Source organism: Aquimarina sp. ERC-38, from assembly GCF_026222555.1.
In the GTDB taxonomy this organism is placed as follows: Bacteria; Bacteroidota; Bacteroidia; order Flavobacteriales; family Flavobacteriaceae; genus Aquimarina.
In genome coordinates this window covers 1,599,709-1,612,951 of sequence record NZ_CP098511.1, presented here as the reverse complement: position 1 = coordinate 1,612,951, position 13,243 = coordinate 1,599,709, and the positions used below count along the sequence as shown (strand labels likewise).

The 13,243-nt window shown below is 30.1% G+C and carries 9 protein-coding genes; all 9 read right to left on the bottom strand.

Annotated features, from left to right (window positions below):
* Nucleotides 1-512 precede the first annotated feature (512 nt).
* The 9 genes from NBT05_RS06845 to NBT05_RS06805 all read right to left on the bottom strand — a co-directional run bounded on the left by NBT05_RS06845 (nucleotide 513) and on the right by NBT05_RS06805 (nucleotide 12,057).
* On the bottom strand, nucleotides 513-1,850 hold the full coding sequence (locus NBT05_RS06845) for a hypothetical protein (protein ID WP_265772750.1): 1,338 nt from the start codon (nucleotides 1,848-1,850) through the stop codon (nucleotides 513-515).
* Nucleotides 1,851-1,939: 89 nt separating this feature from the next.
* Nucleotides 1,940-2,512, bottom strand: a complete 573-nt coding sequence (locus tag NBT05_RS06840) for a S8 family serine peptidase (protein WP_265772749.1) — start codon at nucleotides 2,510-2,512, stop codon at nucleotides 1,940-1,942.
* 73 nt (nucleotides 2,513-2,585) lie between these two features.
* Entirely contained in the window at nucleotides 2,586-4,715 is a 2,130-nt protein-coding gene (locus tag NBT05_RS06835; protein ID WP_265772748.1) for a prolyl oligopeptidase family serine peptidase, read from the bottom strand.
* A gap of 71 nt (nucleotides 4,716-4,786) precedes the next feature.
* Entirely contained in the window at nucleotides 4,787-5,839 is a 1,053-nt protein-coding gene (locus tag NBT05_RS06830; RefSeq protein WP_265772747.1) for a DinB family protein, read from the bottom strand.
* Nucleotides 5,840-6,063: 224 nt separating this feature from the next.
* Nucleotides 6,064-6,219, bottom strand: a complete 156-nt coding sequence (locus NBT05_RS06825) for a hypothetical protein (protein WP_265772746.1) — start codon at nucleotides 6,217-6,219, stop codon at nucleotides 6,064-6,066.
* Nucleotides 6,219-7,730 (bottom strand): S8 family serine peptidase, encoded by a 1,512-nt coding sequence (locus tag NBT05_RS06820; RefSeq protein ID WP_265772745.1) that lies wholly within the window; start codon nucleotides 7,728-7,730, stop codon nucleotides 6,219-6,221. The genes NBT05_RS06825 and NBT05_RS06820 overlap by 1 nt, the downstream gene beginning before the upstream one ends.
* A gap of 98 nt (nucleotides 7,731-7,828) precedes the next feature.
* Nucleotides 7,829-9,964, bottom strand: a complete 2,136-nt coding sequence (locus NBT05_RS06815) for a prolyl oligopeptidase family serine peptidase (protein ID WP_265772744.1) — start codon at nucleotides 9,962-9,964, stop codon at nucleotides 7,829-7,831.
* A gap of 74 nt (nucleotides 9,965-10,038) precedes the next feature.
* Entirely contained in the window at nucleotides 10,039-10,188 is a 150-nt protein-coding gene (locus tag NBT05_RS06810) for a class I lanthipeptide (RefSeq protein ID WP_265772743.1), read from the bottom strand.
* A 111-nt stretch (nucleotides 10,189-10,299) separates the two neighbouring features.
* Nucleotides 10,300-12,057, bottom strand: a complete 1,758-nt coding sequence (locus NBT05_RS06805) for an AraC family transcriptional regulator (protein ID WP_265772742.1) — start codon at nucleotides 12,055-12,057, stop codon at nucleotides 10,300-10,302.
* Nucleotides 12,058-13,243: the final 1,186 nt, after the last annotated feature.

Here is a 13,243-nt window from a genome sequence, read left to right as displayed (position 1 = left end):
TGTCCAAAGTATATTATGCGACTTAGTTTTGTTGTCGCAAATAAATATAAGTTATGACACAAAATAACAGATGTTAAGTTAGTAAGGAATTTTGAGATTTCAGGTCAGAATCAAAAAAAATTTGCAGCATCTCATGCCATAAAAAAAGGAAGGCTACACATTGGTAGTGCGTAAATTTATTTCATCAATTAACATCCAAAACTGAAAGTCATCTTTGATAATGTACGCATCGAACGATATAAAAACCTGATCAAAAATGCAATCCAACCTATATTAATCGAAAGAAAGAATTATATTTTCTGCGGATCGTACAAGGTAGCACAAAACGCTGTAATACTACATTACTTTTTTTGAAAGCTATAAAATGCAAGGAATTAATTTCAAAGAATGGCTGACTGACACATTACAGCTAATACTAGAGCACAGTATGCTCAAACTAGAAGAACTACTACTATAGCCTATATACGAAGAAAACACACTTGGAAGTTTACCCTACAATAGAGCAAATCTTACTATTTATAATACCAAAAAGGGATTGTACTCACTTCTTTGGTAATCAAACTATCTTGATTATTTCGTTCTAAACGTTTAAGATATAATATATGTTTTCCTTCCGAAAGGTTTTTTAAATTTAATACCGTCTCAAAGCCAAGTTGCTCTTTTTTATTATAACTTATTAGAAAATCACTAGGAAAGGATATAGTGTCAATTAAAATTTGATGAGATTGATTAAACGTACACAAATATTGTCGAGCTTTTTCTTTCTTTACTTTAATTATAGAATCCGTATCTTCGCCAAGACGGAACAAACCTAAAAAATAGCCACGTTCATCTTTTTTAGGAAGCATTGTACTATCATATGCGAAAATATGATCTTCAGTTTTACCATTATAAGTGTGAAATAAATTTAGATAATTACTATTAATAATTTTTGATGGAATGGAAGTAACTTTTACTAGATCTTTATTATCTTCAAGATTGTTTTCGTAGCTATTCCTAGACATAACTATATCCATGTTAATCCTCTTGAAAGAATTAGTTCCTATGTAATTAGAAACTTGATACTCAATGTTAGTTATGAATAAAATTATTATATATACAGGAATTAAAAGTTTAAAAATCTTTTTTCCAAACTTGTTATCTATAAAATTATGTACGATAGATCGGTACAAAAAAGAAAGTGTTATAAAACTAAAAATGTAATAGATTGGGTAGTAAATTTTGGCTATGTACCGATTTCGTTTGAAGTAGCCAACAGTAAGAGAATCTAAGAATGTAAATAAGACACCTATTGCGAGTAAAATTAGTAAGGAATATCCCAAAAATTGCTGTGTTAGCTCAGAGAAACTATCATTCTTAAATACAAAAAAAGTTATAGCCGCAAAAAGCAAAGAGATAATAAAAAATGATATTAAGTAAAAAACTAATAGAAAGGATATGGCAAATAAAACGCTACACGTATTTTCTAACGTAGCCAAATATTTATCGAAAGAAACTATTCTTTTTTTAAGATATTTTGTAAATTTTTTATTATAATTTAAAACTTCAAAATCAATATCTCCAGACACATAGCGTAAACCCAAGGCTCCAATCCATAAACCACGTAAAATTAAGTGAAGAATAAGGTTTAAAATTATAGAGTAACAGGATACTAACAGAGTTATCATAAATATACTTATTAGTACTTGACCCTCTATTGAAGTTCGATTAATAGGTTCTTGTAATTTATCAACCGCAGCAAACAAACCAAAGATTACAAATCCGGATACTAATAATTCCAACTGCCAACTTTCTTGTTGTAATTTATCAAGTAATTTTCTAAAGGATTCACTTTTATAATCTGTACTCATAAGTCCGACAGTAATGATTCTACAAGTATACTATTAATTACATATTTACACTTAATTATTTTACACTTCTAAATATTTTTAGATCATAACTATGTAAGTGAATAGGTAATTCTCAAATGAAGAAAGTTGTATAAATTTAAAATTTTAAAAGTTAAACGTATAATTCTTATCCATTTTTTACTTAATATCTTCGCCATTAACAAAGCCTGATAAGCATTTACCACTTTCCCACTTTTAGAAAGCTTAGAGAAAGGAACTTTGCTTTTAGTTCCATCTTCCTGTTTGATTTCGATATTCAAATCATAAGGTGTTCCGGAGTTTAGTAAGATTTGTTTTACTTCAGGAGCGGTTAATTTTGGATAATGGGATCTAATTAAGGCTGCAACATAGGCAACTATTGGAGATGCAAAAGAAGTGCCTTGTGTAATGTTATAAGTATTTTTCCAATGGGCAGTATATACTTCTTTTCCGGGGGCAAAAAGATCAACTTGCTCTTTTCCGTAATTAGAAAAAGAAGCTACAAAATGTTCGTCCGGAATTTTTGAAGTTGCTCCCACCAGTATAAAATTGTCAACTATCTCCTTTCCATTCGCCCAATCATTAGGATAATGCAAATGCTTATCTATATTTTTGGATTCGTTTCCAGCGGCTTTTGTTTGCATAAAACTATTATAACCATTGCTTAAAGAGTAAATAATACATAAGTCCAAAATTTCATCTGTAGCTTTTATTATGTTATTTCTGTACTTCCAATTGATATTTTGGATGTCCGGTATGTAATAGAGCAAAAGCGATTGCTTCTGCTGTCTTTCTAAATTGTTTTTCTTTACTATCTAAACGTAATAGATGCCCGGACTCAAAATCCGGATAAATAAGGATCGGTTTACTACCCATATGGTAATCTTTAAGTTTGGCTCCGAACTTCATGGTTTGGAAAGGATCCACCCGTTGATCTTTCATACCCAGCCTTAATAAAGTTGCGGGATAATCTAATTTTTCTTTAATGTTAGTAAAAGCATCCATTTGCTCAAGGTAAGGTAGTTCTTCCAGGTCATTAGGCGAACCAAATTCCGGCATGGAGTCTATCCCATTAAGTGCATGATTAAAACGTAAAGGATTTAATACACCATTATCTATAATCGCTGCACCATAAAGCTCCGGTCTTTTTACCAGTGCGTTTCCTATTGTAATACCCCCAGCACTACCACTCCACATGGCCACTTTCTTTTTTGCAGTATAATTTTGATCAATTAAAAATTGCGTGCAATCTATCAAATCCTGCCAGGTATTTTTTTTGGTTGCTTTATATCCTGCCTTATACCAACGATCCCCTTTTTCACCTCCTCCTCTTACATGAGCAATCGCATATATACCTCCTTCAAATGCCGGTAGTAAAAGACTATGACTAAAGATGGGTGACATAGGGACTCCATAAGCCCCATAGGCTCTTATCAATACCGAATTAGAACCATCTTTTACCATGTCTTTAGAGTAGATAAGTGATAACGGAATTAATACCCCATCTCTGGATGGCACTTCTACTTCTTCAACAATTAAGTTATTTAATTGATCATCTTCGATTTTTGGGTATATGGTCTTTAACGCTTGATCTTCAATAAGTCTTTCTGCTTGATAGTCAAATGTAAATTTACGTTTAGGGTTTAGCCAGCCTTGGAGCGTTATGGAAATATCCGGTTGATCCTTACTTAAAGCAGATACTTCAATATATCCTGTACTAAATGGCAATGCTATCTTTCTAGTATGATTATTTTTATCAATCCAATATAAATTTCCTACAGTGCCATTTTTTAATGTGGCATAAAAAATTCCTTTACTAGTAATTGTAAAACCTCTAATAATTTCGTCGCTTGTCTCCTTTACAACATAACTTGGGTTCTTAAAATCAGGCTGAGTAATACTAGTTTGACAAATTTTAAAATTTGGCGCATTTTTAGAGGTCAAATAAATAATACTATCATTTATTTGATAATATTCCTTTACTTTTTCTTCCCTGGTAAATAATGGTTTCCATACGATGCTATCTATAGGTTGGCTCAAAGCACTTACAGGAGTGGAGTAACTTATAAAACCCGGTGAGGTATCATATATAGTTGCAACTAAAAATTGATCGGAAGGGTAATTGATATATACAATCGGAAATTCTTCAGGTTTAATTGCTATACCTTGCTTATTGAACCGGGAAAAGAATTCGAAGTCTTTCCGATTTTTAATATGATAAAATCGATTCGTAGTATTGGTATTATTTAGCTTAGTGCCAACTAGAGATAAATCTGTAGAAGTATAAAAAAAGCCGGAATCATCAGGTGCCCAAAACAATCCTCCCAAAGCTGGTTCAGCAGAGTTGATATTAGTTTCAGAAATGGTTTTATCTTCGGTATTTATAAGGATTACTTTTGAAGTTTCACTTCCTTTTAAAGATAGACATACTAAAACAGTATTACCAGAATAAGAAGGCTTTAAATAACTTATAATATAATTTTTGTCCTGTAGGTTATTATACGAATTAATTGTAAATATTTCTTTGCGGCTACCGGATTTTAGTTGAAAGAGAGTATCATTCTTTACAAAATAATAGTTGTTTCTTGCATCATTTCGAAGGTAAGAAGCCTTCCCTCCTAATTTATTAGAGAAATTATATAATTTCCGGATTAATGTATCACGTTGATTGATAGCACTTAAATAAGTTTTTGATTTTTCTTTTTGTAACTCTAACCATTGAAGGATTTGCTCCTCTTGTTTGTTTTCATATTTTAAATAGTCATCCTGATCGATATAAGATTGTTTTTGGCTAATTACAATTAAACAACTAAAAAAGAAAAGAGAAAATAAAATTCGAGTGATCATAAAAAACAGGAGGTATATTATTTATTTTGGTCAATATAGAATAATAGCTTTATCCGCTGGGAAGAATAAATCTAATCTATCTCTTCTTCAAGTTTAGGTTCAGGAACTTTTTCTTCCGGAATTCGCTTTTTTAAAAATAATATTTGACCTAAATGACTAGATTGATGCTCCATTACATGAAACCAAGCAAAATGGTTATTCATGGTTGAACCAGGCCAGGAAGCTTCTAGCCATGTATCGTCTCTCTTTTTTAATTCTTCTATAGTTTTTTCTCGCGTCTCTTTATAAATATCTAAGTAATATTTTATGGGCTTTCCTTGAAACTCGTGCCTTGCCTTTTCATCAAGTTCCAAAGCAATTTGCCAAATTTCTTCATCTTTTGTAAACCTTCTATTTTCAAAAGTCATATTTTGATAAATTTTTTCTGCTGCGGCCAGGTGCATAATTAACGCACCTATTCGATTAGCTTTTTCATCGTGTAAATGATCCGTTTCTCTAAGGTCCAAGTCTTTTACTACACGTTCTACCCGGTTACTTAAATTATTTAACATGGCAATTAACACGCCTATTTGTGGCGAGAATCCTTCCTTAGCTTTAATTTGTCCTGATTTTCTTTTTTCTACTCCACGACCCTTTATATGCAAGAACGATTTTTTCGAATTTTCTGAAGTAGGTGTATGAAAACTAAAGCCTTTCACTTTGAGAACGCTATCATTTTTCCATCCGAATTGCGACCATTCAGGGATACTGTCATTGACAACTGGTTTTTGAAAAGAATGATTTGAAACAGATACTTCGTTATAGTCCTTACTATTTGCTTCTCTAAATATTAACTTAAAATCGTCAAAATAAAAATCTCCATTTCCTAAAACATATCCGCCAAATTGTAATTCTTCGGCTTTCTGATCAAATGACCCTTCCAGCACATAGGTAGACCAGGTATCACTTTTAGTTAAAGAATCCATAACTTGCTTATACTTTCCTTCTTCCTCTCCTTTTTTATTCTTGATAGTTGTCCAAATAAAAGCAGCGCTATTATCTTGTAAGCCCTTGGTTTTTATGTTCGCTATCAATTTAAAGTCTACGGTCTGATCAGACTCTAATTTTAGTTTTTGTTCAAACATTGTCCATTCTCGTTCAATAAATTTTATTTTTTGAGAATAACTTTTTGTAGTAAATATGACTATTAGGTATAATAAGAATTTTATGTGATAAAGCATACGATCTAAATTATGATTTAGGAATTTACTATTAGTCGTAAAATGGTTCAATTTTGTTACAAATATTTCGAATTATTTATGAAGTTTTTGGCTGGTTTTACAGAAAAAACTTTTTTATTTGGGCGATACTATAACTTTTTATTTGCTATTTTATCCGCTAGTATTAAAGCATTATAAGCATTAACAATCCCCCCGGATTTAGATAATTCTGTAAAAGGAACATTTTTCTCTACACCTTCTTCTTCAATTTCCACTTCTACATCATATTTGGTTACTGATTGCATTAAAATACTTTTTTTACTTGAGATGCGGTTAAATTAGGATATATAGATCTTATTACTGCAGCAACCCCTGATACTATTGCGGTAGAGAAGGAAGTACCACTACTTCTCTTGTAAGAATTCTGATGTGCTAATAATGCAATATCACTACCCGTAGCAAAAAGATCCACATGTTTTTTACTATAATTACTAAAACTTGAAAGTAGCTTATTGTTTATTTTTTTTGAAGTCGAACCCACTTTTACAAAATTTGACACAATTTCATGTTCAGAAGAGTTGTTATGGTCATCAGGATAATGTTCGAAATTATCACCTATTTTTTTTCCCTCATTCCCAGAAGATGCGATAATTAAAACGTCCTTTTCTTCAGCGTACTTAAGAGCATCATCAACCCAAGTTTTATATAAAGAAAGAGGTTTTCCAAAACTCATATTAATTACTTTTGCTCCATTATCTACAGCATATCTAATTCCTAAAGCAATATCTTTATCATGTTCGTCACCGTTAGTTGGAGCAACTACAATAGGCATTAATTTAAATTTTTCAGAAAAACCAGAAATCTCTTCTTTACAATTCAATTGACCTGCAATTATTCCTGCAATTGAGATTGCATGTTGGAATGTAATACTATCGTTATACACCTCATGATTACCATAGTCCTTAAAACCTAATTCATTTAAAGTATCTCCTATTAAGTATCTTTCGTCATACTCCTGACTATAAGAAGTTTTTTCAAGCTGGAGAGGTAACGATTTTTGTTCTAATATCCATTGTTCATTAAGATCATATTTTACAAAATCCCGCATAAAATAAACTAAGGGTTTTAGTACGGAATCATTTTCTTTTTCTGTTTTTTGATATAAACTATCTAGCTCTTTCAAAGTATATGAGGAATTTCCAAAAATTTTCGCTACTGTATCTTTAGCTATCCAGTAACGATCGTTTAAAACATTACCATATTCTAAATCCTCCTTCAAATTAGCTATTTCTTGTGCTCTCTGATTTGTAGCTAATTTAAATTGCTCATATTTCCAACGCTCTGAAACAGATATCGTATCCGCATATTTTTTATTAAAAAAATCATTGTATTTTCTTAGAATTCGTACGGATTCAAAATTAGAATCAGATATATGTTTATTAGATAATTTACCTCCTAAAAAGTTCCAGCCATTAATATCATCAACATATCCATTTCCATCATCATCAGTATGATTTCCCTTAGTCTCTTTTTTGTTTGTCCAAACCTGATTTTTAATATCCTGGTGAAAAATATCAAATTTTGTATCTATGACCGCAACAATTATGGTATCAATTTTTTCTAGTACACTTTTTTCACTAATTAGTTTTTGCCAACTTATCCCTACTATCGAATCATTTTTAAAATCTTTAAAATACCAAGGTATATTACAATCTTTATGTAAAGTATTCGAATGTTTGTTTTGACTATGAACGTTACTCAAAATAAATAAACCAAAAATTATTAGTGTTAAATAAGCTTTATTAATAGTATTCATTGCTTTTAAACTTAAATTACCCGACTTTATGTTTTTTAAAGTACTTAAAGAGCTTAAGGTATATGTAGATAAACTCAAACGTATTAATTTTCTATAATTTAGTCAGAAGTACCTAACTCATAATCTGGATGTCCAGTTTGCCAAAATGCAAAAGCATACATCTCTGCTACACTTTTATAAAACGTTGTATTGGAGTTATTAACACCGTGCCCGCTTTCAAAATCTACTTTAAATATTTTAGGTCGCTCTTGATAGTTATTATCATAAAATTGCAATTTTGCCATAAATTTAGCTGGATCCCAAACTACCACTCGTTGATCTTTATAACCAGCGGTAAAAAATACTGCCGGATATTCTTCATCCTCTTTTAAATGATGAAAACCATCCATTTCGTACAACGCCTTAAATTCAACTGAATCCTTGACCGTACCAAACTCTTTAATATTATTCTTCCCATTTACTTGAAACTCCGATCGGGTAAGGTTAATAGAAGGTACTATTCCTAAAGCTACCCTGTATAAATCAGGTCGCTCTGTTATCGCCCTAGCCAGCATGATACCCCCCGCACTGGTAGCCAATAAAGCAGTTTTGTCCTTAGAGGTATATTTGTTAGTAATAAGATATTCCGTTGCAGCATTTGCGTCTTTCCAAGTATTAGGCTTGGTATTTTTAAAGCCCGCTTTATGCCAATCTTCCCCTTTTTCTCCACCACCTCTTACGTGGGCAATTGCAAAAATTCCACCTTCCAGAACCCAGGTTAGAAAAGCTGGTTGATAGACAGGTCGTAAAGATGTCCCATAAGAACCATAAGCGAGGACTAACGTACTATTTTTTCCATCCCTCTTTTTATCCTTTTTTGATAGAATAGTAAGAGGTACCATAGTACCATCATGAGATGGAACCTCTATTTCCTCCACTGAGATATGTTTAAACGCATCCGGAAAAGGTATTTGTGGAATATCAATATAATCGAATTCTTTTTTTAGTATATCGTATTGATAAAGTTGCCTTGGTAGTGTCCAGGAATTTAAAGAAATATAAATCTCGTTATTTTTATTATAAATATAACATGAACCTGCTTTGACCGGTAAATCCATGTTAACTTTAGGGCTTTGATCTTTCATACTTTTACTATATACATAAGATTCTATCCCATTTTTAATAGTAGAGATAAGTATGGTAGTGTCCTGTAATGCAAAATCTATCAATACTTCATTGGGATTTTCATCAATAATACAATCATTCTGGGTCGCATCAACTGAATTCAAAGATGATTTACAAATTTTAAATTTGGATGCATTTTTTGCAGTGGAATACACTATGGAGTCTTTACCATACACATAAAATTGATCTATTTTATCATCATGGGAAAAAATCTTTTTCCACTTATAACGGCCCGCTTTAAGATCAGAAATAGTAGTCATATAAGTGTCTTTATAACTATTTACACCCGAAATACTACCAAAAATATAGTCAGAATTAGTAGCGTGTACAGAAACTAAAGGAAAGTCTTCCGGCATGATGTTCAATTCAGGGTTTTTCTTTTTTGAGAAAATAACATTCCTATGATTAGGATTCTCTCCTAGTTGATACAATACAGTTTCCGTGTTTAAATAAAATTGTTCATTCTGAATGTCTGTGATTGGAAGGTATAAATACGTAATTCCTGAATTATCTGGTAGCCAGTTAATACCTGATCCTAAATTCACGTCTGTGTTTGTAATTTTATACGGCAACACCTTTTTTGAACTAACTTCTATAAAAATTATCATTGCTATTTCTTCTCCTGGTTGAGATAATCCTAATGCTAAAAGTTCTCCATCCCAGCTTGGTTTAATCTTAGTGATGGTAAACTCTTTAAAACTATCAATCTTACTAGGTTCAAACAATTTAATAGCTATAGTATCTTTAATAAGAGGTCTATAAAACAGCTCTTGCCTATTATCCTCCTTAAATTCCTTAAGAAAAAAATACTGTCCTTTTTCGGAAATTACTCTATTTTTTAAAGCATAACCATCGGTTTGGTCATATTGTTGCAAAGTTTTATACAACTTTTCTTTGTTCGAAATTTTGTTTAGAATATTGTTTGCGTATACATTTTGACTATGAAACCAATTAGTTATCGTAGAATCTTTTAAATCTTCCATATTACTAAAAGAATCCTGATAAGTCGTCCCAAAATAGGTATATCTTTTCGTTTCCCCTTTAAATGATGGCGGTTTATTAATATTCATACTTTTTTGACAACCTAATAAAATTATAACGAAAAAAGACAGTACAATTTTTAACATCTAAAAATTCTTAAAATTTATTCTAAGTTTCTTAAATTGCCTTCAGTCTGGCAAAATATATTATTACTTCTTTCACCTTCATCACCTCCGTTAATAAAACTTTTTTCCTTTGCGTTTAATTTAGTAACTGTAATTTTCCTTATTTGTAATTTGCTTTTGTTTTTCATGTTATGAAGTTTTGATTTAATATTAATATTCGCAAATTTAGTTCATATTTTAAGTATTACTATTATTTTCAGTGACTTTAAAGTCGAAATTCCAGAATTACGTGTTACATTTTAATCAATATTCAGTATCTTTTTATTTTGTTTTATAAAATAAGATGGATAAATTTTATTTCTTTTATAGAATGCTTTTGAAAATGATTCAGCACTGTTAAATCCAACATCATTGGCGATTGATTTTATTGAATAATTATTGAAAAGTTTATTTGTTTTAAGCTTCTCTACAGCATAATCAACTCTTAAATCATTAATATAATCCACAAATTTTTTATCATATTCCCGCAAAATAATTTTAGATAGATATTTAGTATTTGTTTTAAAATCCTTTGCTAATGAATTTGTAGTAATATTGCTTTTTAGGTACTGCTTATTTTCTTCAAAGCATTTTAGTTTTTCGGAAATCTCTCTAACCTTTTTTGGACTAATATGAAGTTTACTATCTATTTTTTCTTTGATTTTTAAAGCAGGGTTAGCATTTTCTTTATTTTTTTCTTTAAGAAGCTCGGTAAATCTTTGATAATAAATCTTTTTCTTTCTAAAATTAGAATAAAATAAATAATATAATATTAATAATATTATAATAAGAAATGGTAAGATTATTTTATAGAAAAAATTTCTTCTTTCTATTTTATCAATGATTCGATTTTTTTGCTCTAAAAACTGAGGGGTGTCAAAATCTTCATATAATTGATTTGAAATTTTGAGTTTTCTATTAGCTATTATACTATCAAAAAGTAATAATTTCTCTACTTTTTCAAGCTGTTTATCTAAATTTCTATTTGATTTGTAATGATTTATAAGATAAATATAACTATCTCTCATTTCGGGAATCGCTACACCTGAAGTCATAAATATTGAGTCAACCTTAACATAGTTTTTAAAAGCTGTTTTTTCATCAGCTATTTTATTACTATTATTACCTAAATAGGTATAAGCTTTAACCAAATCGGTTTTATCTTCATATAAAGATATACGCTCTAAAATTTCATTAATTAAATTTATGGATTTGTCGTATTCTCTTGAATAGTATAAACTTATTGCTTCTAATAATTGTATTCTAGCGTAAAAAGTCGAATTTTTCTTTAACACTAATAAATTTTTAGCATTTCTAATATATCTATTTGCAGAATCAAGTTTTGATAAATTTAGATAAATTTCAGAAATATCTCTAAGTATAGAAATATAATCTAAAGTATCCTTTATTCCTTTTTTATGTTCAAATTTTAAAGATTCTTTAAATGTATTTAAAGCTTCTAAAGGTTTACCTATTCTACTTTTAATAAGGGCAATATTATACTTAGTAAGGAATGTAAAATTATCTGCTTTGTATTTTTTAGAATATTTTAAAGTAATTAAATAATATTTCAAAGCTTTTTCATAATCCCAGCGATTAAAATAAAATCCAGCTTTGCTAGAATATGCTAATAGAGGATACTCTTTATTCTTTAAATCTTTGCTAATAGATATAGAACTATCAATATAGGATAATTTGATTTTATCATCATTTTCATAAAAATTTAGTCTAAAATAAGCTCTTGCAACTTTTATAGAATCAAACGACTCTATCGCTCTCTTCAAATAGCTCCTTAAGTAAATAATTGATAATATTGTATCTGAATAATAATTTTCATTTCGATGTAATAGTTCTTCATCGGTTAAATTTTTTAATGTGTCAGGTATAGTAGTTGGAATTTTAGTATTCTGACCAATTACTTGTTCACATGACAAGAAAAAAATTACAAAATAGCTGACAGCGACTTCAATTAAAAAAACCCTTATTAACTTATTAAAAATCAAATATTTAAATTTCATATATTAATAAGACAATTCTCGAATTACTTTATCGAAATTCCAGAATCATCATTACTACCCCTTGCAAACCCCCAATTTCCAACCAATATTTGTCCAGAAGCAAATTGTAAACAAATTCAAATTTTAAAAATAGTAACGGCATGTATAGTTCTTTAATAACACTTATGGCAAATAGTTTAAACTATCAATTATCCGTAAATAATCATAATTGATTGGGGAAAGTATTTACGTGGTTGCAAATTAAAACATTATACTGTAAAACCGCAACATACAGGCGTAGAATTCTCTAAGTTCCAGTTAGTTTTAACAGATACCTAAAATAGATCTAGTTTATATAGAGAACTCGCTTTTTAATAACACTTAAAAAAAATAGTATGCTTTATTTAAATACTTGTACAAAATTTACAAAAAGCAGTGGCCGTAAAATAAATTTTAGTCCAATAAAAAGGTTTTTGATTAATTTTTTACTGCAAATAGCTGTAAGTAGGGTTACCAACTTAGTTTACTTATATAAATCGCTAATTATCAATATAATTAAACATAAAAGTTGTAGTCCAAATTCGCGAATTCGGGTGTCCAAATTCACGAATCCGGACAAGCTTTGGTTGCAAAACCCTAGTTTCTATTACATATTTGTCACAGATCACTAACAACACTTACAAACAAAAACACATGCTTTATTTTTTATCAGAATGTATTTATAATTGTATAAGCTATCTATCCCAACTTTGTAACGGTTGCCTGGATTCTTTGTTATTATAATATTTTATAGAAGGCATTCATCTACTCATTCAATTAGGGCAGATTAATAGTATAAATTAAAAATGAGGTCATTCATCAAATTGTCTAATCAACAACAATCAAAAAACAACAAAATGCCTAATCAGCATATTAACAATCTTCCCCCGGCCTCTTGCTTCCAACAAGGTACGAAAATTTACTCCCCTTACTTCCGGAAAGGGGCCGGGGGATAGGACAAATTAGAGGTTGAGTTTTTTGTGTAGCATTCTTCCGGGCTTTGCTGTTCGGGGGGATGCAAACACAAAATAAAACCTATTTACTCTGCTTCTTACCTTGTCGAAATAACGACATCCTAGGAAAGTAGAAATTACAAGGGAACAGGAAATCAACATAAATGCCAAATCAGCATTTTAATCATTCATCAATCAGATTTATTCACCCCCCT

What these genes read in the sequence shown, in the direction of transcription:
- NBT05_RS06835 (WP_265772748.1), bottom strand. Translation starts at nt 4,715, where the DNA reads ATGATCACTCGAATTTTATTTTCTCTTTTCTTTTTTAGTTGTTTAATT.
- NBT05_RS06825 (WP_265772746.1), bottom strand. Translation starts at nt 6,219, where the DNA reads ATGCAATCAGTAACCAAATATGATGTAGAAGTGGAAATTGAAGAAGAA.
- NBT05_RS06830 (WP_265772747.1), bottom strand. Translation starts at nt 5,839, where the DNA reads ATGTTTGAACAAAAACTAAAATTAGAGTCTGATCAGACCGTAGACTTT.
- NBT05_RS06820 (WP_265772745.1), bottom strand. Translation starts at nt 7,730, where the DNA reads ATGAATACTATTAATAAAGCTTATTTAACACTAATAATTTTTGGTTTA.
- NBT05_RS06840 (WP_265772749.1), bottom strand. Translation starts at nt 2,512, where the DNA reads ATGCAAACAAAAGCCGCTGGAAACGAATCCAAAAATATAGATAAGCAT.
- NBT05_RS06810 (WP_265772743.1), bottom strand. Translation starts at nt 10,188, where the DNA reads ATGAAAAACAAAAGCAAATTACAAATAAGGAAAATTACAGTTACTAAA.
- NBT05_RS06845 (WP_265772750.1), bottom strand. Translation starts at nt 1,850, where the DNA reads ATGAGTACAGATTATAAAAGTGAATCCTTTAGAAAATTACTTGATAAA.
- NBT05_RS06805 (WP_265772742.1), bottom strand. Translation starts at nt 12,057, where the DNA reads ATGAAATTTAAATATTTGATTTTTAATAAGTTAATAAGGGTTTTTTTA.
- NBT05_RS06815 (WP_265772744.1), bottom strand. Translation starts at nt 9,964, where the DNA reads ATGAATATTAATAAACCGCCATCATTTAAAGGGGAAACGAAAAGATAT.